This window comes from Chryseobacterium sp. ON_d1, from assembly GCF_006829085.1.
Taxonomy (GTDB): Bacteria; Bacteroidota; Bacteroidia; order Flavobacteriales; family Weeksellaceae; genus Chryseobacterium.
Window position 1 is genome coordinate 686,179 of record NZ_BJTC01000001.1, and the last position, 25,727, is coordinate 711,905.

Consider the following 25,727-nt stretch of genomic DNA (forward strand, 5'->3'; position numbering starts at 1 on the left):
AAAATACTACAACAATGAGCACACTAACCTTAAAAGACGGAACAGAAATTTTTTACAAAGATCAGGGGCAGGGACCTGTACTGATGTTTCACCACGGATGGCCTTTATCATCTGATGACTGGGATGCACAGGTGATTTTCTTTTTACAGAGAGGATACCGAGTGGTTACCCACGACAGAAGAGGCCACGGGCGTTCCAGCCAGAACATTTATAATCATACTATCGAACAGTATGCTTCTGATGCTGCAGAACTGGTTGAATTCCTTGATCTGAAAGATGTTGTACACATCGGGCATTCAACAGGTGGCGGGGAAGTGATCCGTTATGTTAACAAATATTCAAACGGGAGAGCTAGGAAAGCGGTTCTGATCAGTGCCATTCCACCGGTAATGGTTAAGAGTGAAAACAATCCTGACGGTGTTCCTATGGAAGTTTTTGACAATATCAGAGAACAGACGATGAACAACAGAAATCAGTTTTATTACGATCTTACTATTCCGTTCTATGGCTACAACAGGGAAGGTGCTGATGTAAAAGACGGAATACAGAGAAACTGGTGGAGACAGGGGTTAATGGGAGGAATTGTTGCTCATTATGATGGGATCAAAGCCTTTTCAGAAACAGATTTAACCGAAGATTTAAAAGCTGTTGATATTCCGGTATTGGTTCTTCACGGTGAAGATGACCAGATTGTACCGATTGAAAATTCAGCGATAAAATCAGCCAAATTACTGAAGAACGGAAAACTGATTACCTATCCTGGTTTCCCTCACGGTATGCCGACAACAGAGCATCCAACCATCAACAAAGATATTTTAGCTTTTATCACAGAATAATCAGCATTCTTTACCAATGAATACGATACAGCCAGCTTTTGATACGTTGACTGAGGCCGTTCAGTGGCTTAATCAAAACGGATATACAGAAGATTTTAACCTTAAAAATGATTGCATCAGGCTCAATAATTTTCTTGATGTTTCTCCGGAAGACTTTAAAATACGATATACATTCCGCTTTGAAGGAGATACCGATCAGGGAGATGAAGAAGTAGTCTACGGCATCGCTTCCGACAAGTATTCTGTAAAAGGCATCCTGACGAGCGCTTACGGAATCTATGCCGATACTGTAAGTACAGAACTCATCAGAAAACTATCATCCAATTAACTTAACCCCAATTATTTAATAAAATAAACTTTATGAAACCATCATCAAAACTCCTTTCCCCTGAAAATCATGCACTGGTACTGATTGATTTTGAAGGACAAATGGCATTTGCCACCAAAAGTATCTCCATGAATGAGCTGCGTAATAACGTTGCGGTACTATGTGGTGCTTCTAAAATATTCAATGTTCCGACTATCGTCACCACAGTTGCTGAACAAAGTTTTTCAGGTCCTGTTTTCCCTGAAATTGAGGAAGCATTTCCTATGGCAACATCAGGGTATATCGACAGAACTACTATGAATACATGGGAAGATGAAGCCGCTTATAAAGCAATTGTGGGAACACAGAAACAGAAGCTGGTTTTCGCAGGATTATGGACAGGCGTTTGTATTGTGGGTCCTGCATTATCTGCGCTTGAGGAAGGCTATGATGTGTATGTCATTACCGATGCCTGCGGAGATGTAAGTGATGAGGCGCACGAAAGAGCAGTACAGAGAATGATCCATTCCGGAGTAAAGCCTATGACTTCCATTCAGTATATCCTTGAACTTCAGAGAGACTGGGCACGTCAGGAAACATACAGTCCTGTAACTGACCTTATGAAAAAATATGGTGCGTCTTACGGATTAGGAATCCATTATGCTCACCATATGCTGAATCATTAAAATCCATATACCATTTTCAATGTTGAAATCTGCACCTTCAATACTGTTCTTAAAAGCTTTTATCATGACAGTTCTTTTATGTTCTGAAACATTCTCCTCCCAGAGTTTTAAACTTCTGCGGTATGACGAAAATTATGAATATCTGAAAGATTCCACAAAGAGCTTTTATGACAAAATTAAATATCTCCCTCTCAATGAAAAGAAAGATATCTATCTCTCATTGGGTGGCGAGGCAAGGTATGAATATGTGGATTTCAACAATGAAGATTGGGGAAGGCTTAAGATAGGACACAACGACTTTTTTCTCCAACGCTATGACCTTCATGCAGACTGGCATTTCGGGAAAAACTTCAGAATATTCTCACAGATCAGAAGTGCTTTGCAAAACGGAAGAAAAAACGGTTCAAGAGGCATTGATGAAGACCAGCTAAGTATTCAGAATCTCTTTCTGGATGCAGGTTTGGTGAATAAGGAAGATCAGAAGCTGATAGTGAGGCTGGGAAGACAGGAGCTGGACTACGGTTCCGGCAGATTAATTTCTGTAAGGGAAGGACCGAATGCAAGGCTGTCTTTTACAGGAGCTAAAATCATGTATTCCTATAAAAATGTTTCCGTAGATGCTTTTGCAATGATGGCAGACTCTGTCAAGACCGGAGTTTTTGATAATACCCTTTCAAAGCAGCTTAATCTTTGGGGACTTTATTCCAAAATCATTATTCCTGAAGCCGGGAATCTGGATCTGTATTATCTCGGAATCCGTAGAGACGAATCTGTTTTTGAAGCCGGAACAGCAAGAGAAAAGCGTCACACAGTCGGTGGAAGGCTGTGGAAATATGGCGGCGGATTTATTTATAACCTGGAAGCAGCCTATCAGTTCGGACGCTTCGGAAATGAAAAGATCAGTGCGTGGACAGGATCTGTAGATATAGGTTATCTTTTTGAAAACTTTACATTCAGGCCAAGTATCAATCTGAGAAACGATTATATATCAGGAGATCATTCAAAAAATGACGGAAAGCTCAATACATTTAATCCTTTATATCCGAAAGGAGGCTATTTCGGCTTCAGCCCGCAGGTGGGTCCTGTCAATTTAATTGATATTCATCCGTATATGACCCTTGATCTGACTTCCAAACTCAAAATGCAGATGGATGTTGTCTTCAACTGGCGATATTCCCTGAACGACGGAGTCTACCGGCCGAGCGGGGCACTGAACCGTCCCGGAAGCAGCTCAGATGAAAGGTATATCGGAACCGCTTATTTAACGAGTTTCACTTATAATTTCAACAAACATTTCTCTTTTGTGAGCGGGCTTCAGTATTTCCACAAAGGGCTTTTTATTGAAGATATCATTCAGGATGCAAAAAGCGGTGTTTTCTGGAATATCAGGCTGGGATTCAAATTTTAATCATTACTAAATCATTTATTATGCAAAATTCAATTTCAAAATACATCAATTGGTCAAAAATATTCTTTACAGCATTGGTGTTGGCAACTGCGGGAACCCACTTCGTTTCAGCACAGGCTGCCGCAGAAAAAACAGCTATTGGAACCTCAAAAACATGGGGAACTGTTGACGGAATTTCTGTTGTAGGGCTGGTACAGGGACCCTCTGCTGCCAAAGCAGATTTGCAGATTGCCTGTGTTTTCGAGTATACGGAAGGAGATATTTTCAATCCGCCGGCGCTTCCCAAAGAACTGAACGGAATGGTTCATCTGGATGAAGCATTAAAAGGAATTATTACAGAAGTCCGTAAAAAAGGACAGTTCAAAGGACACGCTTTGGAAACCTTATTAATTAATCCTCCGAAAGGAAGCCTTGCCTCCGGAAAACTGCTGTTGATCGGCTTGGGTAACAGAAACTCTTTCGATGCCGAACTCATGAAAGAGGTAGGAAGTGTTGCGATGAGAGAAGCTTTGAAACTGCAGGTACATACTGTATCATTTGCCAGCGATATCAAAGATGCAGGAATTGATTCTCCGACAGCCCTGGTAGCAGAAAATGTGGTCTTAGGTGCCTTTGACGCCTATCGTGCCCAATCATATTTAAATACTCAGCATTTATCCGATAAAATGAAACTAAAAAAACTGATTCTGCTGGCCGGGCCATCATTTTTCACCGTTGCCGGAGGAGGAATTCAGGAAGCTATTTCGAAATTGAACACCAAATAATTAAAGATGAAAGCAGATCTTATCGTATACAACGGAAAAATACACACTTTCAATAAAGAAACTCCGGAAGTTTCTGCAGTAGCCATTAAAGACGGGAAAATTATCGCGGTTGGAAATGACGGACTGGCACACCAGTTCGCAGATGAAGCCACAAAACTGATTGATCTTAAAAAGAAAAGAGTAGTGCCGGGAATCAATGATTCTCATATCCATCTGATCCGTGGCGGATTAAATTATAATCTGGAACTAAGATGGGATGGCGTTCCCTCACTGGCCGATGCGCTCAGAATGTTAAAAGACCAGGTAGACCGTACGCCTTCTCCGCAATGGGTTCGTGTCGTAGGAGGATGGTCAGAATTCCAGTTTGCAGAAAGAAGGATGCCAACCCTGGAGGAAATTAATGCCATTGCCCCGGAAACACCTGTTTTTATCCTGCATTTATACGACAGGGCTTTAATGAACAGAGCAGCATTGAAGGCGGTAGGATTTACCAAAAATACTCCGGCTCCGGCAGGCGGACATATTGAAAGAGATGCTAACGGTGAACCCACAGGGCTGATTATTGCGACACCCAATGCCATGATCTTATACTCAACACTGGCAAAAGGCCCGAAGCTTTCTTACGAGCATCAGCTGAATTCTACCCGACATTTTATGACAGAACTGAACCGTTTCGGAATTACCAGCGTCATTGATGCCGGAGGAGGATTCCAGAATTTCCCGGACGACTATCAGGTGGTCAACGAGCTGAATGAAAAAAAACAGCTTACTGTAAGGATCGCCTATAATCTTTTTACCCAGAAACCTAAACATGAATTTGAAGATTTCAGCGATTGGATCGATACTGTAAAATTATATCAGGGCGATGACATGTACCGCCACAACGGAGCAGGAGAGATGCTGGTATTTTCGGCAGCCGATTTTGAAGACTTTCTTCAACCAAGACCGGATCTGCCTGAAAACATGGAAGCAGATCTTGAAAAAGTAGTCCGTTTACTGGTAGAAAACCGCTGGCCATTCAGGCTTCATGCCACCTATAATGAAAGCATCACCCGGTTTTTAAATGTTTTTGAAAAAGTAAACCGCGACATTCCCTTCAATGGTCTACCATGGATTTTTGATCATGCGGAAACCATTGATGAAAAAAATATCGAAAGGGTAAAAATGCTTGGCGGCGGAATCGCCATCCAGAGCAGAATGGCTTACCAGGGAGAATATTTTGCAGACCGTTATGGTTCCCCGGCAGCAGAAAGTACACCACCCGTGAAAAAAATGCTGGAAATGGGAGTTCCTGTAGGCGGAGGCTCAGATGCCACAAGGGTAAGCAGCTACAATCCGTGGGTTTCCATGTATTGGCTGACCGCAGGTAAAACTGTTGGCGGACTTCAATTATACCACGAAACAAAGCTGGACAGAGCAACCGCATTGGAGCTCTATACAAAAGGCAGCGCATGGTTCTCTCAGGAACAGCAGAAAAAAGGTGATATCAGGGTAGGAATGTTTGCAGATCTGGCAGTTCTTGATCAGGATTATTTCACGGTTGATGATGAAGATATCAAAAATATTGAAGCGGAAATGACCATTGTAGACGGGAAAATAGTCTATGCCAAAGGAACATTCTCATCCTATGCACCACCATCTATTCCTGTGCTTCCGGACTGGTCTCCAACGAATCTTTATAACGGATATTACCCTGCAGGCGGACATTTTCAGAAAGAAATTGAGAAAAATACGAAACAGGATTTAAAAGCTCCACTAATCTCACAAATTCATAGCTGTGCAGGAAGCTGCGATATCCATCATCATAACCATAACCAGGCAAGGATGAGCAATGTGCCCGTTAATAATTACCACACATTCTGGGGAGCTTTAGGCTGTTCGTGCTTTGCTTTTTAACGATCAATACATATGGAAATTTTAAAACAAATCCTTTCATCAGATTTAGGCTCATCATTCAATGATGCTTCATTTCTGGTTTTTCGGGTACTCCTGGCGATTCAATTGTTCAGAGTGCATGGTTTAAAGAAATTCAGGCTGGAAAACGGACAAAGGGAAGTGATTCCAAATCCTCTGGGATTGCCTGATCAACTCAATGCCATAGTCGCTTCATTTGCTGATCTGGTGGTTCCATTTCTGATCATTTTAGGGCTGGGAACCAGACTTGCGGTTTTACCGACCATTGGTGTGACGGCTATCGGATATTTTGTAGTTCACAGAAAAGATTCACTGGAAGTACGGGATGTTCCTTTTATGTACACCCTTTCCCTGTTACTGATTCTTGCATTAGGAGCAGGAAGATATTCACTTGATTATTACTTATTAAATATTTTATAAAATGAAAACTTCAATCGGAATTAAAAACGAAAATTTAGCAAAAGTTGCTGAAGTACTGGTTACCACTTTAGCAGATGAATTTGTATTGTATACCAAAACAAGAAAAGCACATTGGAATGTGGAAGGACCGGATTTTTACAATAAACACCTGTTTTTTGAAGCACAATACGGACAGCTGGACGACATCATCGATGATCTGGCGGAAAGAATCAGAACGCTGGGGCATTATGCACCGGCCACTTTAAGGGAGTACCTGGCATTAACGCATCTGTCCGAACATCATCTTGAATCGAACGACAGCCTGGCTTACATCAGGGCGCTTCTTTCCGACCATGAAAGCATCATCATTCATCTTCGTGAAAATATTGAAAACTTCGCTGTTGAATTCCGTGATTCAGGGACAAGCGACTATATCACAGGGTTATTGGAAACCCATGAGAAAATGGCCTGGATGCTCCGTTCACATTTAAAATAGGAAAATGGAAATAAAACATAATATCGGCTTTGTCACCTTATTGTTAACCATGATTGCCGGATATTGCGATACCGTGACTTTTGTATCGGCAGATGCCCTTTTTTCGGCGCATGTTACAGGGAACTTTATTGTATTTGCCTATCAGTTTGTGAAGGGATCGGATATTCATGCGTGGGTAAAGCTGCTTACTTTTCCGGTATTTATTCTTGCAGTTATGGCAGGGGGAAGGATTGCCGGAAAGGTCATCAATCATTATACGCTGTTATTCTGGGAAGGAGCATTGCTTTTGTCGGCCGGAATTATTGTAGCCGTTTTCAGTTACTATGGAACATTTTCAGAAGTCGTGATGTATACTGTGGCTATGATTACCGTTTTTGCAATGGGACTTCAGAATGCTTTCGGAAAACTTTATGCAAAAGAAACCCATGGCCCGACTACCATGATGACAGGAAATGTAACCCAGGCTTCCCTGGATTTCGGAACACTTCTGTCAAGCGGCTTTCACCACCCTGAAGCATGGGCAAGCCTGAAGAAACAGCTGATTACCATCCTTGGATTTCTGGTAGGCTGTTTTTTAGGAGCTTATGCAGGGAAACAGTTCGGACTGGTAACATTGATTTTACCCGGACTGGCAATGATCATCTGCTATTTTTACCACCGTAAAAACTAGCAGTGGACTATGGCAGATTACAGGATAATAGATTACCTTTAAAAAATGAATTTCAGCCTTTATTTTTTATCTAAAAATCTACTAAAGATAGTGTGTTTTTCATTGGTTTTGATGTTTTCATGCAGTATAAAAGCGCAGACCCAGGAAAACCCTGCACTGTTGAGAAAACAGATTTCCTCTTCCACCAATACTGCTCAGAAAACTGCTTTATTATTGCGGCTGAGTAATTATTACATTACTAAAAAAGGAGAGTTGAAAGCTGATCTCGACAGTGCCGCTATTCTGAACAGACAGGCAAAAGCACTCAATATGAAATCCGGGGATCCGATGTCTGCCGGAAAACTCATATTTCTGGAGGCTAAAATAGATAAAGAAAGAGGCAGTAAAAATATTGCTTTTTCCAGAATGAAAGAGGCTCTTTCTTATTTTGAAACCCATCAATTTAAGGAGCAGGCCGGAGAAGCATACAACGAACTATCGTATATGTATGACAATAAACCTGAGTATTTTGATACTAAAATTAAACTTAAAGAAAAAGCGTTGGAACTTTTTAAAAATTCAGGATCAAAGCTGAATCAGGCAGGCATTTTAAAAGATCTTGGTGAGCTTTACTATATCAAAGAAAATTCTGATAAGGCACTGGGCTTGCTCAGGCAATCCCTTTCTGTCTATCAGTCTGTGAAATTCAGAGAATTACAGAGTGTGTACAATCTTATTTCCCAGGTTGAAATTCAGAAAGCGGACTATGAGGAAGCGCTCCGCTATGGCCTTCTGGCAGAAAAAACAGCGGAAAGTGTGAATGATTATTCATTGCAGATGTGCTCTATTTACAGCAACATCGGAATGGTGTATTATTATCTCCGCCAGAATGATGATGCCATGAAGTATTGGGAGAAATCATTGGCTACTGCGAAAAAAAATAAAGATAATAACTACATCAGAACGGTGGCCAATAATATTTCTACGATGCTGATCAGGCAGAAAAAATTTAAGCAGGCCATTACCATGATTCAGGAATACAGAGAAAAGTATCCTATTGTAGATCAGAATTTTGAAATGTCAGAGAATTATATTCTGTTCAGTACGTACACTATTCTAAAGCAGTTTAACGAAGCTGAGGCGTACTACAAAAAACTGGTAGCCTATTATGGTGAAAATGCAGAAAAAAATAACCAGCAGGCCTCATTGCTGCGAAGCTTTGTTTTCTATCACTACCAGACCCGGAATTTTGATAAAATGTATCGTGAAGCCAGACTTTTTGATTCGATAGCCAAAAATAACGGGAATGATATGCTCCGTTCAGAAAATCATTTGATGTGGTTCAAAGCAGATTCCATACAGGGAAAATACCTTGATGCCATACAGCATTATCAGCTGTACAAAAAGCTTTCCGATTCTGTTTTTAACGGTGAAAAAAGTAAGCAGATCAACAGCCTTAAAATTCAGTTTGAGACAGAGCAGAAGGATAAAAACATTCAGCTGCTAACCCAGAAAGCAAAACTGCAGGATATTAAAATTGCGAATGATACCTTTATCAGATATGTTTTCATCGGAAGCATTCTGGCGCTGATCCTTTTTGCAGCCTTGCTGTATAACCGCTCAAGATTAAAAAGCAATGCCAATAAAAACCTGGAACTGAAGCGTAAGCAGATTGATGAACAGAATGAACAGCTGAAAAAGTTACTTTCTGAGAAAGAATGGCTATTAAAAGAAATCCATCACAGGGTTAAAAATAATCTGCAGATTGTGATCAGCCTGCTCAATACGCAGTCGGCTTATCTGGACAATGAAGATGCTTTGATGGCCATACAGAACAGCCAGCACAGAATGCATGCCATGTCCCTGATCCATCAGAAGCTTTATCAGTCTGACAATCTTTCAATGATTGACATGTCGTGGTATATTTATGAGCTGATTACTTATATCAAAGAATGTTATTCATCCGAAAGGAAAATCAACTTTACAGTAGATACTGATAAAGTGTTTCTTGATGTGGCCCAGGCGGTTCCTATGGGACTGATCGTCAATGAAGCAGTCAATAATACCGTAAAATATGCATTTCCGGATGACCGGAAAGGGGAAGTTTTCGTTTCATTTAAAAATACCGGTGAAGATCTTTGTGAACTGATGATTTCAGATAATGGAGTAGGACTTCCCGAAGATTTTAATATCGAGGAAACAGAATCTTTGGGAATGAATCTGATGCGTGGACTTACCGATCAGCTGGACGGAACTTTTCATCTTGAAAACAAAGGGGGCTTAAAAGTCACCATTACCTTCAGAAAAAATACAGAAATAACACCTTCAAATTAAAGGCTGATTATTATGAAAGAAAAAATATTAATTGTAGAAGATGAATTTATTGTAGCCAATGATCTCAAACTGATGCTGATGAAGGCCGGTTATCAGGTTACAGGAATTGCTTCTTCAGTGGTTCAGGCCAGAAAACTGATTGCAGATAATAAGCCGGATTGGGTGCTTCTTGATATCATCTTAAAAGGTGACCTCACAGGAATCGATCTTGCCTGGGAACTGCGTGAAATGAATCTTCCTTTTCTTTATATTTCAGCCAATACCAACCAGTCTACCCTGGAAGCCGTGAAGGAGACACAGCCCTACGGATTTATGGTAAAACCCTTCCGGGAGCGTGATATGATTGTTATGCTTGACATTGCCAGATACCGTTATGACATGGAAAGAGGCTGTGAATTGTGTACTGATACCGGAAATCATGAAGTCATTGAAGGAATTATCGGGAAAAGCAAGGTTCTTCAGGATGTTGTTGAAAAAATAAGGGTAGTAGCTCCTACAGATACGTCTGTTCTGGTAGTCGGGGAGAGCGGAACAGGAAAGGAAAAAGTGGCCCATTCCGTTCATGAGCTTTCAGAGCGTAAAGCTCATCCTATTGTTGTGGTCAACTGTGCTGCACTGCCGCATGCGCTTATCGAATCCGAATTGTTTGGACATGAAAAAGGAAGCTTTACCGGAGCCAATACATTGAGAATCGGAAAGTTTGAGCAGGCTAACGGAGGAACCGTCTTCCTGGATGAAATAGGGGAGCTGCCATTAGATTCACAGGTTAAACTGCTGAGAGTTTTACAGGAAAAAGAAATCGAACGGCTGGGGGGAAATAACACAATTAAAGTAAACGTAAGAATTGTGGCAGCAACCAACCGTTCCCTGGAAAAAGAAGTGGCAGAAGGAAGATTCAGGCTGGATCTGTATTACCGTTTGAATGTATTTCCTATTGAACTGCCTCCGCTGAGAGAAAGAAAGGAAGATATCGTATTGCTGGCCCATTTTTTCCTGAATAAATATGCCGCTGCTTCGAGAAGAAATATCACATCTATCAGTGAAAAAGCATTAGAACAGCTGCTGAATTATCACTGGCCCGGAAATATCCGTGAGCTGGAGCATCTTATTGAAAGAAGTGTTCTATTGGCCAAAACCACAGAAATAGAAAGCTTTGATCTGCCCAAAATCGTTGAAAAGCCTACAGAAACACAAGGGCCGCTGAAATCATTGGAAGATATGGAAAGAGATCACATCATGAATGCGCTTCAGACTTCCAACGGGAAAGTTTCAGGGCCGGGCGGTGCTGCAGAGCTGCTGAAAATACAGCCACAGACTTTATATTCCAAAATGAAAAAACTGGGAATTGACAAAGGCTATAAATAATTCAGGGGAAAGCTAGCCGGAGACCCTATTTTCTTTCAATTTTTTAATCATAATTCTTCAAATAATTGGAGGACAAAATCATTATGTCTTTACAATCCTAAATCAATCAGGTAATTATGGAAAAAGAAACGCTCAGAATAGAAGGATTCAGTGATGGTGTTTTTGCAATAGCTGTAACGCTTTTGGTGCTGGATCTTCACTTTCCTGAAGAGAACTCAATACAAAACGGGAATGATCTGCTGGTCTTTCTGAAGAATCAGTGGCCGGCATTTCTGGCATTTATCCTTTCGTTTTTCAGTATTTTCATCATGTGGGTGAACCATCATAAGATTTTCAAACAGATCTACAGTCGGAATTCAGCAATTATGTTTGCCAACGGACTGATCCTTTTTCTGGTTTCGGCAGTTTCTTATCCTACCGCTTTGCTGGCAAGGTATTTTGATGGTGAAGCCTCTTCTGTTGTCGTGGCCCTCTATACCGGCATTTTTGTTCTGATCAATCTTGCTTACAATTTATTATGGTTTCTGGCTACCCGTAACAAAAAACTTTTGCGTCCCGGTATTACCGATGCTGCTATAAAAAAGATCCATAATAATTACCTGTACGGGCTTCCCATCTATGTTGTTGCATTAATCCTGTCGTTCTGGATCCCGGCCTTGTCGCTGCTGATCATTTTAGGACTTTGGATTTTCTGGGCATTGTCTTCTGGGAAAATAGAAATGGGGCTTGACAAACATTATTCAGATTCCTTGAAATAGTGCTTTTTTTCTATTCCAAGTTTCTGCATTTTGGAAATAAGCGTTGTCGGAGGCAATCCCAGTAATTTGGCAGCGCCTGTTTCCCCGAAAATGCGGCCATTACATTTTTTGATTATTTTTAAAATATATTCCTTTTCAAATTCCTGCAGTGTTTTAACCTGAACATCCTGATCTATATTTTGAGAGTTGATAACTTTAGGAAAATCCATTTCCCTGATCATATCTCCTTTTGCCGTCAGTATGCTTCTTTCAACCATATTTTCCAGTTCACGGATATTACCCAACCATGGATTGTCGATCATCATTTTGACCACGTTCCGAGAAAAACCATTAATCTTTTTGCCTGTTTTAGGATAGAGTTTTTCAAGGAAATAGTCTGCCAGCAAAGGAATATCCTCTTTTCTTTCCCGCAAGGCAGGAAGATGGATAGGAAAAACATTCAGCCTGTAAAAAAGATCACTTCTGAACCGGCCTTCCGTCACTTCTTTTTCAAGATTCCTGTTGGTGGCCGTAATGATCCTTACATTCACTTTTATTCTTTTGTTTCCCCCGATTCTTTCAATTTCTTTTTCCTGAAGAACCCTCAGAAGCCTCGCTTGTAATTCCAGAGGAAGTTCACCAATTTCATCCAGGAAAATAGTACTGTTGTGTGCCTGTTCAAACTTTCCTTTCCGCTGTTCTGTTGCTCCGGTAAAACTTCCTTTTTCGTGTCCGAAAAGCTCAGATTCTATTAAGTTGGCAGGAATAGCCGCACAGTTTATCCTGATCATCTTTTTTCCCGAAAATTCCGAAAGTTCATGAACCGCCTGTGCTATAAGTTCTTTTCCCGTGCCCGTTTCTCCAAAGATAATCACATTGGATTGTGATGGAGCTACCTGTGAGATCTTTTCAAAAATGTGCTGCATGGCTTTACTTTGCCCCACAATTCCCTGAAAGCCGTGTCTGCTTTTCTTTTCTTCTTCAGTTTCTTTCGAAAAATTCTGGATATTTCCCTGAAATGTTTTCAGTTGTTCCTGAACATCCATATTATGGAGGGTAATGGAAAGCTGGGTAGAAATGCCGTTTATAATTCTTTCCGGAATTGTATCTTTTGAAATAAAGCTTTTGTAGAAAAGGAAAAGTACATTTTTACTTTCACTGACAGCCGGAAGTCCCAATCCTACAGCCATCCGCATTCCAGAATTTTTAGCTTCGGTAAAACAGGAAGGAAGAGGTGACAGGTCTTTAAGATCAAAAAGAAGAGGCTCCGCAGAATCAAGACATTTTTTTAAATACCTGTCAAGCTGATAATCTGCGATATGATTCTGATTTTCAGTCCCGCTGCCGAGTATTTCAATATTTCCTTTTACATCCCTGATCATCATACAATCATTGAATCCCAGTTCAGTTTTGAAAGATTTATGGATAACAAGCTGAAACTTTTTCTTATCTAAAATAGTAGAAAACTCTTTGGTTAAACGGGAAATCATAAGCTGTTCTTTCTGCATTTCCTGCAGGCGTTTCATCATTTCTGCATTGGGATCAGAAGGCTTACTCATAGAAATTCTTACTTGAAAGTTTAAAGATAGGAAAAATTGAAAAAGATCTGCATGTGAATGGTTACAATACCTGAAATAAAAAAAGATGAACCATTAAAGTTCATCTTTAGTATATTGAAAAAAGCTTCGTTTTTAAGATCTGATAAATTCCAAAAGGTCTTTGTTTATGATTGGATGCTCTGTAGTCGGCATCCCGTGAGGGAATCCCGGATACGTGATCAGCTTTCCGTTCTTCAGTAATTTAATTGATTTTAATGCAGCATTGGCAATAGGAACGATCTGGTCATCTTCGCCATGCATTACCAAAACAGGAATATCCACAGCTTTTAAGTCTTCGGTTAAATCTGTTTCTGAAAAAGCTTTGATCCCATCATAATGAGCAACAATTCCACCCATTAATCCCTGTCTCCACCAGTTTCTCTGAACTCCGTCCTTTATATTCGCACCTTCTCTGTTGTAACCATAGAAAGGGAAAGTCAGGTCAAAATAAAACTGGTTTCTGTTGTTCAGGGTTTGTTCCCTGATGTTGTCGAAAACTTCCATGGGAACGCCGTCAGGATTGTTCTCACTTTTCACCATTACCGGTGGAATAGCACTGATCAGAACTGCTTTTTTAGCTCTTCCATTGGAATATTTGTTGACATAACGGATCACTTCCCCGCCACCTGTTGAATGCCCGATGTGTACAACATCTTTCAGATCTAAAAATTCAACCAGCTCAGCGGCATCAGAAGCGTATTGTTCAATAGTATGATTATAAATATTCTGGCTGGAACGCCCGTGGCCTCTTCTGTCGTGGGTAACCACCCTGTAGCCTTTCTGTAAAAAGAAAATCACCTGTGCATCCCAATCGTCTGATGATAGAGGCCATCCGTGGTGAAACATTAATACCGGGCCCTGCCCCTGATCTTTGTAAAAAATTTCTGTTCCGTCTTTTAAGGTTAATGTGCTCATGTTGTTTATTTTTAATGTTATGAATTGATTTTTAAATATTTTTCTGATTAATAGGCTGTATTTTCTCGTACCAACTGAAAAAGATCTTCGGCACCGCCGTTGAATTTATTTCCGTTGATGAAAAAAGAAGGAGTTCCGTTCACGCCGCTGATGATACCACTTTCAAAGTCTGTATCTACTTTTTCTGCCAGTTCCTGCTTATGAATATCAGCTTTGAACTGAGGGATATTTAAACCCAATTTTTCTGCAAGTTTTAGCGGGAGACTATCATCCAGATGAGCCTGATTTTCATAAATGGCATCATGCATTTCCCAGAATTTTCCCTGCAAAGCTGCCGCTTCTGCCGCCAGCGCTGCCGTTCTTGCATACTGATGCATTTCTGACAGCGGAAAATTTCGGAATACAAATCTGATCTGATCTCCGAATTCTTTCATTAATTCTTTAAGAACCGGATAGGCTGCTCCACAGTAAGGGCACTGATAATCCCCGTATTCTACAATGACTAAGCTGGCATCTGAGCTGCCCTGAGTGTGGTCAGCATTGCTGACTGATGGTTTAAGTGACATAATTATTTTGTGTTAAGGTTTTCTAATGCTTCTAAAATTCCGTCTGCCCCAGGATTGATGGCGGTGGGAGAAAGGTAGCTCCATTCGATGATGCCGTATTTATTGATGACAAAAAGGGCTCTGTTGCATTCTCCTTCTTCGTCATTGTAAACACCATATTTCCTGGCTGTTTCTCCTTTGGCTTCAAAGTCTGCAAGCAGTGGGAAGTGCAGGTTTCTGGATTGTGAAAATGCCAGGTGGCACCATTTGCTATCCACAGAAATCCCGAAAATTTCTGCATCATATTTTTTGAAATATTTCAGCATTTCGTTATACAATGCCATCTGGTCACTGCACACCGGGCTCCAGTCTGCCGGGTAAAATGCAAGAATGACATTTCGTCCTCTGAATTCGGATAAGGTAATTTTCTGATCTGGGGTTGCAAATAATGTAAAATCTGGGGCAACCGTATTTTTTTGTAGCATAGGATTAGTTTTTAATGGTTGGAATTGGAATTGTTAACGCGCAGATGAGCAGTAAGGCCGCGGGAAAAATCAGTGTCCAGTTTCCTAAACAGAAGAGCAGGAAAGGAGCAACTGAAGCACCACAGAGAAAACCCATCCACAAGAATAACAAATGAAAAATATTCACTCTGTATTCCTTTCGCTCGTCTGCCTGATCACTCATGACAAACAGAGCCGCTGTTCTTGCCAGACTGTTTAAAGTTCCCGTCACAAAATCCGTATTGATCTTTTGGTTACCCACCGAAGTGACAGCAGTATTCATAAGACCCATTGCAAAACCGGTAATGGCTATGGAAAGGCCATTGGCAAGATGCTCATAATAATCAGTGATACAGTAAAGAATCATGATTCCTGAAACCATATAGAAAATTATTTTTTTGTTTATAAATTTCTTTGATAATGATAAACAGGTGCCCATATAAATCCCAGCCAGGAAAAAGCTGATCACTGTGACAGAGCTGATGATAACATTATGTTTTTCACTGAAAAGAGCGGCTCCCAATTGTGTGGTGTTTCCACTCATAAAAGAAACATAGGTTTTCCATTGTATCAGCCCTGTAGCATCTGTATATCCCGCAATGAAAGCAAGGAATACTGCAAGTTTCTCCTGTATTCTGACAGAACTGTCATAGGGTGGGAGTTTTGTTTCTGAAACCACAGGAGGAATTATTTTCCGGGTTTGATGAATACTTTCTTTTGTGGAAACTTTTCTATTTCTCCTTCTTTCAGTCCGAAATTCGTATTAACCACATCTTTAGGGTTTCCTGCCAGCCATTCGCTGATATCAATGGATTCGTAGGTACCGTTATTAAATCCGATCAATACTTTACAGACGGTATCTCCTGTATTTTTGATATAATGTCCGGCTCCCATAGGCACATAGCCTACATCACCTGCATTGAACTGTTCTGTAACAGAAACTCCTTCTGCCAGGAATACCGACATTTCTGCCTGTCCGGATATAAAATACTGCCATTCGTCTGCATTCGGATGCCAGTGCATTTCTCTTAAAGCACCGGGCTGCAGCTCCAGTACAGAACCGGCCATTGTGGTGCTGATCGGAAATTCCTTACTCGTAACCAATCTCTGAAGACCACCACCGGGAATGATTCTTGGCTGTTGGGAATGCAGAGGATAGCGGTGAAGGCTTGTCAGCTCAATATCTGATTCCTCAGGACGGGCTGCGGCATTCACCGAGAGTTCGTCCGGAACAACTCCTGCCGCAAAGTAAACTTCTTTCTGAGGGAGTTCTGCTACCTCTTCAAGGCTCAGCCCTAAATTTTGTGCAACGATTTCAGGAGGCATACTTGAAACAAAGTCTGTAACGCTGAAGGTATGGTCTTCCGAAAAATTGCCGTTGTCAAAAATCAGGATAAAATGACATTCCTCTGTTCCGGTAGCCTGGATGGAATGTCCGTAGCCTTTCGGGAAATACCACACGTCACCAGGTTCAAAATTATCAGTATAACTTCGTCCGTCCGGATGAATAATCGTTGTACGTACCGTTCCTGAAATCACATATGCCCATTCTGCGGCATTGGCATGCCAGTGAAGCTCTCTCATGCTTCCGGGCTGTAATCTCATGGAAACTCCGGCAATACCTACAGAAGCAGGGAATTCTTTTACGGAAGCACCTCTTGTTGTACCGCCGTCACTGGTGCGCGGTTCTTTTTTTTCTAATTCGTATCTGAAACTTAATGATGCAGGATTCATAGTATTATTTTTTGTGATTAATTCTCTTTGTTTTTGTTATTGTAAAGCTATCCCGAAATCTTGCTTTTTTTTAATATTATTCGGTGAAAAGGCAAAATGAGTCGTTGAAGATATAAAGGGCTTGCTGCTTTTTAAAAAGGCTGGTTATATTGCCCTGTCAATGCTTTATTTTCAATACTTTTTGCAAAGTTTGGAGTCTCCTCATGATTATGGGCATCAGAAGCGGCCTGTCTGGATGCAGCAGCATCTGCAAGGTTGATCCCATGTTCTTTCATATATTCAAACATTTCGGGAGTGGCTGTCGCATGAATTTCATTAGTATAAAGACAGGTGTTTTCATCAATCTTTGTCACTTTCAGCTCCCATAGAACCTGAACTTTTGTACGGCCGTTTTTTGTAATTGAATCAGAGATGGAAAGCATGCGGCAGTAATCAGGACGATGAACATCTGCAATATAATGCTGAACCATCAATGCATCTCCAATCGTTTCTACATTTAAAGATACCGGCTTACCATCAAAGGTGACAGAAATAGCGGCTCCGATATGTTGGGTAGAGCAGCGTTGGTATTCGGCGTCCGGCAGATTAAGCAGCCAGTCTGCGATATTCACTTTTTCAATGGGTGCATTGATGATGGCACTTACGCTTGAGTGAGATAGTGCGTTTTCGGGAGTTTGTAAGATTTCCATAGTGGTTGATTTTGATTGTTATGTTATTGATGATGTAAAGCTACAAACCGGTTGTTTTAATTTTTAATGCTGTTCGGTCAACAGGCGAAAACGATCGTTGAATAAGCTGATGATGTTCAAATAGCAACAGGGCGGGGTTCCTGAAAACAAAAAAATCACTGTAGGTTACAGTGATTGATAAAGGATAATTTTTAAATGAGGTTATTTATATAGCCATTTTTTAATCAGTCTGGTATAATTGGGCATCACAGCAAACACCATCAGAAAGACAATGATCCCGGAATTGATGAATCCATCAGAATAATGATTGGCGGGAATATGTAAAAACCGTAAAAAAGGAATGATCAAAGCAGGAATAAGTACAGAAAGCGGATAAATAGCTGACCAGGTTGCCAGAAACTGTTTCCAGCGTACCGGAACTTTATTCCCTTCATTTTCTGTCGTAAAAAGAAAATCCAGCCCTGATCTGATCTGGTAATGGTCGTTTTTTCTGAACAGCGGATTCGCTTTCTCAATGAGTTTTTTCCGGTTATCCGACTCCATCCAGCTTTTAAGATGATTAATCGTATCAAAACGGATGATAACAGTGTACACAAAAGTCAGATCAGGAATAGGACGAACAATCTGAAGATCAATAAAGCCTTCCGAATGCCTGGTGACAGGAATAATTTCGTCCAGCCATTTTTCATATTGTGATTGTTTTCCATCCAGAATATGATGGGTAATGACTACTGAAGCACCCTGATTTTCCATAACTGATTTTTTATAGGTTAATTTAATACGCTCTTTTATACTGCCACGGAATTTCTGTTTCAATACCTAATGCCTTGGCAGAATGAATAGCAAAATAAGGATCTCTCAGATGTTCCCGGGCGATAACCACCAGGTCAGCATCTCCGTTGGCAATAATATGATTGGCCTGTTCCGCTTCTGTAATCATTCCGACAGCTCCTGTTAAAATCCCGGTCTGTTCTTTAATGGCTTTTGCAAAAGGAACCTGATATCCCGGAAATACTTTATCCTTGCTTACATGGGTAAATCCTCCGCCAGATGCGGTGATGAAATCTACACCGTTTTCTTTAAGGATTTTAGAAAGTCTGATACTGTCTTCCAGCGTCCAGGCTTCATCCGATTCTATATAATCAACAGCAGAAATTCTTACAAACAGAGGCATTTCAGCAGGAATAACTTTCCTGATTTCCTGAACAGTTTCCACAAGGAAACCGCTTCTGTTTTCAAAACTTCCGCCATATTCATCCTGTCTTTTATTGATTACTGCGGAATAAAACTGGTGAAATAAATAACCATGGCCTGCGTGAAGCTCAATGGTATCAAAACCTGCTTCAACGGCACGAAGGGCTGCCTTTACAAATTTGGTTTGTAATTCCTGAATCTTATCAATGGTGAGCTCTTTCGCAAAAACTCCGTTGAACTCGTGGGCAGAAGATGATCTTACAGTCCAGGCACCTTCTTCCGGAGTGAGAGGCTTCATTCCTTCATTGGGATGTTTCAGGCTTCCTTTTCCTCCAGCATGCCAAAGTTGTATTCCTATTTTTGCATCCTGTTCATGTACAAAATTCACGATGTTTTTCCATGCATCTTTCTGTTCATCATTCCAGATTCCTACATCGGATAATGTAGCGAGACCTTCTTCTGAAACGGCTGTACATTCAGTAAGGATCAATCCTGCCCCGCCTACAGCACGGCTTCCAAGATGAACGAGATGCCAGTTGCCGGGAATCCCGTTTTTAGCGCTGTATTGCTGCATAGGAGATAATGCAATCCTGTTCTTTAAGGTAAGACTGCGAATTTGTATAGGTGAAAATAAATTCATTTTTTCTTATTTTTAAATTGTTTTTGAAAATGCCTCAGCTTCAGAAACAGCTTCTGACAATACTTTCTGTACTTCTCCCAGAATTTTTTGAAGATCAGGGCTTTCTGCTGAAGCCGTTTCAAGGATATCAAGTTTCTCCTTTAACAGAGGATGTAACCCCATGATGGCAATGCTGGATTTCAGATCATGAGCCCAAAGTTTTATCCCTGGAAAATCCCGGTTTTCATAAGCCGTTGTCAGTTTCTGTACATGATTGGGAATATTCTCAATAAACTGTTGAGTCACCATTTGTTCGAAGCTTTTATCACCACCGCTCACCGTGTGCATATAAGTGAGATCAATATACTGATAGTCAGATGATGGATTTTCGTTTTTCTTTTCGTTTTTATTATTTTCTTTAAACCCGAATTTCGAAATCAGCATAAACAGCTCTTCTTCATTGACGGGTTTAGAAATATATTCGTTCATCCCACGGCTCAGGCATCTTTCTCTTTCCCCTGCCAGCGCATGTGCGGTCATCGCGATGATCGGAACATCCAGTTTGATTTCTTCCCGTATTTTCTGAGTGGCAGCATATCCGTCCATCTGAGGCATCTGTATATCCATTAAAACCAGATCGCATGCATTGCTTTTGAGATAACTTACGGCTTCAAGGCCGTTCGATGCAATATGAAAATCGATATTCCATTGGGAAAGCAAATGTTTCATCAGGCTTTGGTTGATCACATTATCATCAACCACCAAAACTTTCAGAGGCATATTGGATTTATCTTTAAAATAATGCGGATCAGCAGCTGGCAGCACGGTAAGCTGTTCTTCAGCAACTCCGTAAGGAATATAGAAATGAAATGTGGTTCCTTTACCCTGTTCACTGCTTACTTCGATGTTTCCGTTTTGCAGTACAATCAGGCTTTTCACTATGGATAAGCCTAATCCTGTGCCGCCGTAATTTCTTGTTGTTGAATCTTCTCCCTGATTGAATCTTTCGAATATTTCAGTAAGCTTTTCTTTGTCAATTCCAATTCCTGTATCTGAAATCCTGAATCCGAGAACGGCTTTCTTATCTGTTTGCTGTTTACTGTAGATTTCAACAGAAATATTTCCCTGGTGGGTAAATTTTATGGCATTTCCGATCAGGTTAACTAAAATCTGTGTTAGTCTTGTAGCGTCTCCCACCAATGTGTCAGGAATGGAAGAATCAACAGTACTGGAAATGGTAAGTCCTTTTTCTTTGGCCCTTTCTGTAAAAAATGTTTCGACAGAATTGACCAGTCCGTTGATGCTGAAAATTCCAGGGGTAATGCGCATCATTCCTGCTTCTATTTTGGATAAATCCAGAATGTCATTGATGATCGCCATCAGGTTTTCTCCGGAACGCTGTATTGAAGAGACAAATTCTGCTGAAGTTTCATCCAGCGGGCGTTTTTGCAGCAAATTGGTAAACCCGAGAATTCCACTTAAAGGAGTTCTGATTTCGTGGCTCATATTGGCAAGGAAATTTTCTTTGGTTTGTGCTGCTACTAACGCTTTTTTCTCAGCAATATCAAGTTCGCTAATGAGTAATCTCTGGCGTTTAAACTGTCTGAGGATGTGATATCCAACGACAGAACCGCTCAAAATCAGTAAGATCAGCAATGAGATGTCATAAAATCTTGCTTTTTGTCCCATTTCTTCACTTTTCTGGCTGAGTTCAACCATATTGAGCTTTCTGCTTTCGTATATTTTAGCTGTGATTCTGGTGATCTCATTGGAGATATTTCTTGCACGCGGATTGGCAATGGAGGTATTGTCGTCCATGTTTCCTACAGACAGGTAACGGTGCAGGAGTTTATCTTTGGTTGTTTTCTTTTCCATGGCAAGAACGCTTAATCTGTGGATCAGCTTTTCTTCCTCAGCATTTACATTGTCTTTGGAAAGAGAATCCAGAAAATTTTCGATCTGACTGATTTTTTGGTCGATACCTTCAAGATGAGTGGTGTCATTCGTTGCGATAGAAGCTCTGATCCTGCTTTCTACCCCCAAAATATCACGGTCTATTTCTCTCAAATGATTGCTTGAACGCAATTCGCTCAGCAAGGTATTGTTATTCTGAATCAGGGCTTTGGTATTTCCTGCAGAATTGAGCTGAACAGCAATCAACAGGAGTGAGCCCGCAATAAAGGTCAGGATAATAAAATAGCTGAATCGCTTGTTATCCATTACTGAAGATATATTTTTCATAATAACGGTCTGATTTAAATAAAATGCAGATAAAGGTTGATTAAACCCTAAACTGTTCAGGGATTGAGATCAAAAAAGGAAGTCAGATTTCTGATGGCCGGCAAAGGCTAAAAGACATTCATTCTCGTGTTGAGTGCTTTCCTGTAGGCATCTGCTACAGGAATGAATTTACCGTTGATCATAATACCGCCGTCCTGAAGGGTGTCAATTTTACCCACAGAAACAATATAGGAACGGTGAACTCTTATAAAATGATCTTTAGGAAGACGTTCTTCAGCCGTTTTCATTTTACCGTGGATCGCAAACATCTTTTCTTTGGTGTAAAATTTTACGTAATCACCCATAGCCTCAGCATAGAAAATATCGTCCAGCTTTAAGCGCCTTGTAATATTGGAGTCCCTTACGAAAAGAAACTCATCCCTTGTTACTTCTACATTTTCTTTTCTGCTTTCAAGAATCGTCTGCGCTTTGCTTACTGCCTGCAGAAATCTGACCGGCATAATGGGCTTCAGAAGGTAATCTGCAATATTAAGCTCAAATGCTTCCAGTGCATATTCCTTTTTTGAGGTTGTGAAAATGATGATTGTCTCTTTACCGGAAAGCGTTTTCGTGAGTTCAATTCCTGTCATTTCCGGCATTTCTATATCAAGAAATATCAGATCGACGGAATTGGACTGGAGATAATGATAGGCTTCTATAGCATTGGAAAACTCGCTGACAATAGAAAGATCAGGGACCTGTTTGGCGAGATGTGCTAATGTTGTTCTTGCAATATCATTATCATCCACGATTAAGGCTTTCATAGGTATAGTTGTTTATGATTTACACAAAGATAATTATTCCTTTTTTATTTTGTGTTATCTGAAATATGAACGGATCATCCAGGCCATTTCTTCATGGGTTTCCATCAGGCCTGTAATAAAATCACTGGTACCGTAATCTTTGTACTTTTCTGCAAATGGAATAATATTTCCACGGAGAAATTCAATGATGCTCTCATGATCATTCAATAAATCCTTCATGTATCCCAGACCATCGTTTGTTCTTTCACTGTATTCTGTTAAATGAGTCAGTTCCAGATAGATTTTCATCGTGGCCGGTGCATAATGGCCGATTTTACGCATGCGTTCTGCAACGCTGTCAATCAGCTCATCCAGCTGTTTGTACTGTTCTTCAAAGAAAATGTGGTTGGCGTGGAAGTTATCTCCGGTTACATTCCAGTGGGCATTTCTTGTTTTGATGTAAAGCAGTGTTTCATCAGCCAGTAATTTTGCCAATTGTTCTGCAACAGCTTCTGTGTTTTTTTCTGTAATTCCGATTTTTGTTTTCATAATAATAGGATTTATTATTGAGCATTATTGCCCTTTTTCTGACGTAAAGGTCAGTCATAATCCTGTGAAATTATCTGTATTTTCGATGAACGGGCAGAATCAGTCGGTGAAAAGATGGTTAATCCATCATTTCGGAATTATAATTTTAGAGTTCGGAAAATGGTAACGGACAATGGTAACGGACAATGGTTTAGCCGTAAAGATTCTTTTTTAAAAATGCAAGGCTTCCTTCGGCAAGTTCCTGGGCGTTGTAAGGGGAAGTCTGCCATAGTGATACTTTTTCCTGCATTCCGGCAATTGAAGAAGAGAAATTTTCAAGAACGAGATTCCCTTCAAAGTTAATTTTTTTCAATGCAGAGAAAAATTCTTTCCAATTGACTGTGCCTTCTCCGAGCATACCGCGGTGAGATTCTGTAACATGAAGGTGCTTCAGCATTTTTCCGGAATTGATAATCGGATCATAAAAATTATTTTCTTCAATATTCATATGAAAGGTATCAAGGTGAAGGAAAAGGTTATTTTTACCCGTTTTTTTAATAAGTTCCAGTACATTTTCCGCCGTATTGCAGACATAGGATTCATAACGGTTAATGGGTTCTATGGCGATATCTATGCTTTTGGTTTGGGCATAATCTGCCACATTACTCCATACGTCAGCAATGATTTCTTTTTCATTTTCTGTGAGTGGTTTTCCGGTAAAAACACCAATGCCGCCATGCAGGACACCTGCCAGAAGATTGGTTTCCAACTCATATACTTTATCGATGGCTTTTTTGATCAGTCTTTCTGCTGATTCGGGCTCAAATGCTATATGTGTTTCTTTGGGAAGGTTCAGTGAACAGACAGCTTCCAGATGGTTTTCTTTTAATTGTTTTTTTACTGTACCGGCATCAAAGTCCATTGAATTCGGCAACAGTATTTCGATAAGATCAAACCCTGCCTTTGAGGTTTTTTCTATGGCATATTTTCCTGATTCGGCATTCCATAACGGAGTGATCCAGGAGAGTAGGGAAGCCCCTAATTTTACATTCATAATATCTTTTTATTTTATTGTTAAAAAATCCACCATTCTGTCCGTATTCCGAAATAAGTCCCGAATCTTTTTGCCCCGGACTGTTGTAAAAATGGTGAGTATAGCGTACTCATTGCCTGGTTATTGTATCTTGAAACTTCTGCAATCAACCGGATGTGCGGTCTTGCCCAGACACTTCTTTCAGCGGTAGGGACAATAGTAGGAGCCAAAACCAGTTTCATCATTGATGCAGCATCCTGCGTTCCGTTTTTTCGGGTGGCATAATGGAACTCAGAAAGGATATGAAACCAGTTGTTGAAATAATAGGTCGCTCTTATACCGGTATTAAACTCTGTTTTTCTGTTGAAGATTTCGCGGTTATAATAGTCCATCGCTTTATCCATGCTTTCTGATCCTCCTTTACTTTTGGTAAATACGGCGTAGGGATTAAGCGACCATCTGTTTGAAATATTCCATAAAAAATGCTCAACAACAGTCAATGAGTAAGCACCTTGATATGTTTTTGTGATCTCGTCAGGGGCGCCGTAGGTTCTCCAGGTCTGTGTATTTCCATTATCACCCCCATTGGCAATTCCGCTTCCATATCTGAGGGAAAACTGGTTGAATGAACCAGGTATCCTGGTGCTGAGATCTGTGGTTAATTTAGCTCCGAAAACCCAGCCCTGATCTGATGGATATTGTTCTATAGAATTCTCTCCCGATTTTTCCACATGATGAAATTCTGCCAGAAATTTCAGTTTATACTTTGAATTTTTAAATGGAAGCGTATGTTCGAGAACAAACACTTCCCTCTGTCTATAGATCAGGTTTTTTGCTCCGCTGATCACATTGGTATAGGAATAGGGAGTAGAGTTGCTTGCCGCCGTGTCAATAGCCGCCGGGAAAAACATGGAAAATCGTGTGTTTTTGTGCCTTACACCCCAACCGGTTGCCGAATGGTCATCAAAATAAAAATAATCTGCAATATGAATATCATCATATCTCAGCCATCTTGATCCTGCCCAGACATCCCAGTCACTTCCCATAATATTTCTGGCCTCAACAAATGCTTCCGGTAAGGCAACAATCATTCCCTGATTAGATTTTGAGTCTACATTTCCCAGAAAGGTTCCTCCTGAATAAAAGCTCAGTCTTGCCTGCATATCGATCTTTGTATTTTTTGTACTGTCGCCGTTTACCACTGGACTAAAATGGAAAGCCGGTAAAAAGTCAACATAATCTCCCTGATCCATTCTGCCTCCTAAAGATCCCTGGTTATTCAGGTTGAGTTGTCTTCCTGTTTTTCCATCTGCATTTGGAGAATAACCGGCTCCGATTCTTCCGGTTGTTCCGAAGGAAAATTTTTTATTGGTAATCGTGATCTGGGCATTAATTCCCCTGCCAGCACATAAAAAGAATATGCACCAGGCTAATAAAAGCTTTGTTTTCAT

Annotated in this window: 26 protein-coding genes; 12 read left to right on the plus strand and 14 right to left on the minus strand. The window is 40.5% G+C overall.

Features of this window, described 5'->3' with window-relative positions; all coding sequences use genetic code 11:
- Positions 1-14 precede the first annotated feature (14 nt).
- The 12 genes from CRS_RS02860 (at position 15) to CRS_RS02915 (ending at position 11,916) form a co-directional block, all read left to right on the plus strand.
- Positions 15-836 (plus strand): alpha/beta fold hydrolase, encoded by an 822-nt coding sequence (locus CRS_RS02860; RefSeq protein ID WP_142722569.1) that lies wholly within the window; start codon positions 15-17, stop codon positions 834-836.
- Between the two features lie 16 nt (positions 837-852).
- On the plus strand, positions 853-1,164 hold the full coding sequence (locus CRS_RS02865) for a hypothetical protein (RefSeq protein ID WP_002978753.1): 312 nt from the start codon (positions 853-855) through the stop codon (positions 1,162-1,164).
- Between the two features lie 32 nt (positions 1,165-1,196).
- A complete protein-coding gene (locus CRS_RS02870; protein WP_142722570.1) occupies positions 1,197-1,829 on the plus strand; it encodes a hydrolase in 633 nt (210 codons plus the stop codon).
- A 64-nt stretch (positions 1,830-1,893) separates the two neighbouring features.
- Entirely contained in the window at positions 1,894-3,237 is a 1,344-nt protein-coding gene (locus CRS_RS02875) for an alginate export family protein (RefSeq protein WP_228451155.1), read from the plus strand.
- 20 nt (positions 3,238-3,257) lie between these two features.
- On the plus strand, positions 3,258-4,001 hold the full coding sequence (locus tag CRS_RS02880) for a M17 family peptidase N-terminal domain-containing protein (RefSeq protein ID WP_142722572.1): 744 nt from the start codon (positions 3,258-3,260) through the stop codon (positions 3,999-4,001).
- Between the two features lie 6 nt (positions 4,002-4,007).
- Positions 4,008-5,897 carry an amidohydrolase gene (locus tag CRS_RS02885; RefSeq protein ID WP_142722573.1) on the plus strand — a complete coding sequence of 630 codons (1,890 nt, stop codon included), beginning with the start codon at positions 4,008-4,010 and terminating at the stop codon, positions 5,895-5,897.
- A 12-nt stretch (positions 5,898-5,909) separates the two neighbouring features.
- Complete coding sequence (locus CRS_RS02890; RefSeq protein WP_142722574.1) at positions 5,910-6,335, plus strand: DoxX family protein; 426 nt, start codon at positions 5,910-5,912, stop codon at positions 6,333-6,335.
- Position 6,336: 1 nt separating this feature from the next.
- Positions 6,337-6,810, plus strand: a complete 474-nt coding sequence (locus CRS_RS02895; RefSeq protein ID WP_142722575.1) for a Dps family protein — start codon at positions 6,337-6,339, stop codon at positions 6,808-6,810.
- Positions 6,811-6,814: 4 nt separating this feature from the next.
- The gene (locus tag CRS_RS02900; protein WP_142722576.1) at positions 6,815-7,480 is read left to right on the plus strand and encodes a YoaK family protein; all 666 of its coding nucleotides are present in this window, start codon (positions 6,815-6,817) and stop codon (positions 7,478-7,480) included.
- A gap of 111 nt (positions 7,481-7,591) precedes the next feature.
- Positions 7,592-9,793 (plus strand): histidine kinase dimerization/phosphoacceptor domain -containing protein, encoded by a 2,202-nt coding sequence (locus tag CRS_RS02905; protein ID WP_228451156.1) that lies wholly within the window; start codon positions 7,592-7,594, stop codon positions 9,791-9,793.
- Between the two features lie 12 nt (positions 9,794-9,805).
- Positions 9,806-11,158 (plus strand): sigma-54 dependent transcriptional regulator, encoded by a 1,353-nt coding sequence (locus CRS_RS02910; protein WP_142722578.1) that lies wholly within the window; start codon positions 9,806-9,808, stop codon positions 11,156-11,158.
- Positions 11,159-11,274: 116 nt separating this feature from the next.
- The gene (locus tag CRS_RS02915; RefSeq protein ID WP_142722579.1) at positions 11,275-11,916 is read left to right on the plus strand and encodes a TMEM175 family protein; all 642 of its coding nucleotides are present in this window, start codon (positions 11,275-11,277) and stop codon (positions 11,914-11,916) included.
- On the opposite strand, the gene CRS_RS02920 is transcribed toward CRS_RS02915, so the two are convergent.
- The 14 genes from CRS_RS02920 to CRS_RS02985 form a co-directional block, all read right to left on the minus strand.
- The gene (locus tag CRS_RS02920; RefSeq protein ID WP_142722580.1) at positions 11,895-13,454 is read right to left on the minus strand and encodes a sigma-54-dependent Fis family transcriptional regulator; all 1,560 of its coding nucleotides are present in this window, start codon (positions 13,452-13,454) and stop codon (positions 11,895-11,897) included. The genes CRS_RS02915 and CRS_RS02920 overlap by 22 nt on opposite strands.
- A 132-nt stretch (positions 13,455-13,586) precedes the next feature.
- Positions 13,587-14,408, minus strand: coding sequence for an alpha/beta fold hydrolase (locus CRS_RS02925; protein WP_142722581.1), 822 nt, complete (start codon positions 14,406-14,408; stop codon positions 13,587-13,589).
- A 47-nt stretch (positions 14,409-14,455) separates the two neighbouring features.
- Positions 14,456-14,974: a thioredoxin domain-containing protein gene (locus CRS_RS02930; protein ID WP_142722582.1), complete on the minus strand. Its 519-nt coding sequence runs from the start codon at positions 14,972-14,974 to the stop codon at positions 14,456-14,458.
- A gap of 2 nt (positions 14,975-14,976) precedes the next feature.
- Positions 14,977-15,438, minus strand: a complete 462-nt coding sequence (locus CRS_RS02935; RefSeq protein WP_142722583.1) for a redoxin domain-containing protein — start codon at positions 15,436-15,438, stop codon at positions 14,977-14,979.
- A gap of 4 nt (positions 15,439-15,442) precedes the next feature.
- A complete protein-coding gene (locus CRS_RS02940; protein WP_172616984.1) occupies positions 15,443-16,135 on the minus strand; it encodes a YoaK family protein in 693 nt (230 codons plus the stop codon).
- 8 nt (positions 16,136-16,143) lie between these two features.
- On the minus strand, positions 16,144-17,190 hold the full coding sequence (locus CRS_RS02945) for a cupin domain-containing protein (protein WP_142722585.1): 1,047 nt from the start codon (positions 17,188-17,190) through the stop codon (positions 16,144-16,146).
- A gap of 131 nt (positions 17,191-17,321) precedes the next feature.
- Positions 17,322-17,879, minus strand: coding sequence for a hypothetical protein (locus CRS_RS02950; RefSeq protein WP_002978770.1), 558 nt, complete (start codon positions 17,877-17,879; stop codon positions 17,322-17,324).
- Positions 17,880-18,080: 201 nt separating this feature from the next.
- Positions 18,081-18,632: an antibiotic biosynthesis monooxygenase gene (locus CRS_RS02955; protein WP_228451157.1), complete on the minus strand. Its 552-nt coding sequence runs from the start codon at positions 18,630-18,632 to the stop codon at positions 18,081-18,083.
- Between the two features lie 22 nt (positions 18,633-18,654).
- Complete coding sequence (locus CRS_RS02960) at positions 18,655-19,713, minus strand: NADH:flavin oxidoreductase/NADH oxidase (RefSeq protein WP_142722587.1); 1,059 nt, start codon at positions 19,711-19,713, stop codon at positions 18,655-18,657.
- A 12-nt stretch (positions 19,714-19,725) separates the two neighbouring features.
- Positions 19,726-21,933: a hybrid sensor histidine kinase/response regulator gene (locus tag CRS_RS02965; protein ID WP_142722588.1), complete on the minus strand. Its 2,208-nt coding sequence runs from the start codon at positions 21,931-21,933 to the stop codon at positions 19,726-19,728.
- 107 nt (positions 21,934-22,040) lie between these two features.
- A complete protein-coding gene (locus CRS_RS02970; RefSeq protein WP_123870921.1) occupies positions 22,041-22,736 on the minus strand; it encodes a LytTR family DNA-binding domain-containing protein in 696 nt (231 codons plus the stop codon).
- Between the two features lie 54 nt (positions 22,737-22,790).
- Complete coding sequence (locus CRS_RS02975) at positions 22,791-23,264, minus strand: Dps family protein (RefSeq protein ID WP_142722589.1); 474 nt, start codon at positions 23,262-23,264, stop codon at positions 22,791-22,793.
- A 190-nt stretch (positions 23,265-23,454) separates the two neighbouring features.
- Positions 23,455-24,297 (minus strand): sugar phosphate isomerase/epimerase, encoded by an 843-nt coding sequence (locus tag CRS_RS02980; protein WP_142722590.1) that lies wholly within the window; start codon positions 24,295-24,297, stop codon positions 23,455-23,457.
- A gap of 20 nt (positions 24,298-24,317) precedes the next feature.
- Entirely contained in the window at positions 24,318-25,727 is a 1,410-nt protein-coding gene (locus CRS_RS02985) for a carbohydrate porin (RefSeq protein WP_142722591.1), read from the minus strand.

Excerpts from the sequence above, each read along its gene's own strand:
- CRS_RS02985 (WP_142722591.1), bottom strand. The coding sequence starts at position 25,727 with ATGAAAACAAAGCTTTTATTAGCCTGGTGCATATTCTTTTTATGTGCT.
- CRS_RS02910 (WP_142722578.1), top strand. The coding sequence starts at position 9,806 with ATGAAAGAAAAAATATTAATTGTAGAAGATGAATTTATTGTAGCCAAT.
- CRS_RS02935 (WP_142722583.1), bottom strand. The coding sequence starts at position 15,438 with ATGCTACAAAAAAATACGGTTGCCCCAGATTTTACATTATTTGCAACC.
- CRS_RS02970 (WP_123870921.1), bottom strand. The coding sequence starts at position 22,736 with ATGAAAGCCTTAATCGTGGATGATAATGATATTGCAAGAACAACATTA.
- CRS_RS02895 (WP_142722575.1), top strand. The coding sequence starts at position 6,337 with ATGAAAACTTCAATCGGAATTAAAAACGAAAATTTAGCAAAAGTTGCT.
- CRS_RS02960 (WP_142722587.1), bottom strand. The coding sequence starts at position 19,713 with ATGAATTTATTTTCACCTATACAAATTCGCAGTCTTACCTTAAAGAAC.
- CRS_RS02885 (WP_142722573.1), top strand. The coding sequence starts at position 4,008 with ATGAAAGCAGATCTTATCGTATACAACGGAAAAATACACACTTTCAAT.
- CRS_RS02920 (WP_142722580.1), bottom strand. The coding sequence starts at position 13,454 with ATGAGTAAGCCTTCTGATCCCAATGCAGAAATGATGAAACGCCTGCAG.
- CRS_RS02965 (WP_142722588.1), bottom strand. The coding sequence starts at position 21,933 with ATGAAAAATATATCTTCAGTAATGGATAACAAGCGATTCAGCTATTTT.
- CRS_RS02955 (WP_228451157.1), bottom strand. The coding sequence starts at position 18,632 with ATGGAAAATCAGGGTGCTTCAGTAGTCATTACCCATCATATTCTGGAT.
- CRS_RS02905 (WP_228451156.1), top strand. The coding sequence starts at position 7,592 with ATGTTTTCATGCAGTATAAAAGCGCAGACCCAGGAAAACCCTGCACTG.
- CRS_RS02890 (WP_142722574.1), top strand. The coding sequence starts at position 5,910 with ATGGAAATTTTAAAACAAATCCTTTCATCAGATTTAGGCTCATCATTC.
- CRS_RS02945 (WP_142722585.1), bottom strand. The coding sequence starts at position 17,190 with ATGAATCCTGCATCATTAAGTTTCAGATACGAATTAGAAAAAAAAGAA.
- CRS_RS02925 (WP_142722581.1), bottom strand. The coding sequence starts at position 14,408 with ATGAGCACATTAACCTTAAAAGACGGAACAGAAATTTTTTACAAAGAT.
- CRS_RS02860 (WP_142722569.1), top strand. The coding sequence starts at position 15 with ATGAGCACACTAACCTTAAAAGACGGAACAGAAATTTTTTACAAAGAT.
- CRS_RS02930 (WP_142722582.1), bottom strand. The coding sequence starts at position 14,974 with ATGTCACTTAAACCATCAGTCAGCAATGCTGACCACACTCAGGGCAGC.
- CRS_RS02915 (WP_142722579.1), top strand. The coding sequence starts at position 11,275 with ATGGAAAAAGAAACGCTCAGAATAGAAGGATTCAGTGATGGTGTTTTT.
- CRS_RS02865 (WP_002978753.1), top strand. The coding sequence starts at position 853 with ATGAATACGATACAGCCAGCTTTTGATACGTTGACTGAGGCCGTTCAG.
- CRS_RS02980 (WP_142722590.1), bottom strand. The coding sequence starts at position 24,297 with ATGAATGTAAAATTAGGGGCTTCCCTACTCTCCTGGATCACTCCGTTA.
- CRS_RS02950 (WP_002978770.1), bottom strand. The coding sequence starts at position 17,879 with ATGGAAATCTTACAAACTCCCGAAAACGCACTATCTCACTCAAGCGTA.
- CRS_RS02875 (WP_228451155.1), top strand. The coding sequence starts at position 1,894 with ATGACAGTTCTTTTATGTTCTGAAACATTCTCCTCCCAGAGTTTTAAA.
- CRS_RS02900 (WP_142722576.1), top strand. The coding sequence starts at position 6,815 with ATGGAAATAAAACATAATATCGGCTTTGTCACCTTATTGTTAACCATG.
- CRS_RS02975 (WP_142722589.1), bottom strand. The coding sequence starts at position 23,264 with ATGAAAACAAAAATCGGAATTACAGAAAAAAACACAGAAGCTGTTGCA.
- CRS_RS02870 (WP_142722570.1), top strand. The coding sequence starts at position 1,197 with ATGAAACCATCATCAAAACTCCTTTCCCCTGAAAATCATGCACTGGTA.
- CRS_RS02880 (WP_142722572.1), top strand. The coding sequence starts at position 3,258 with ATGCAAAATTCAATTTCAAAATACATCAATTGGTCAAAAATATTCTTT.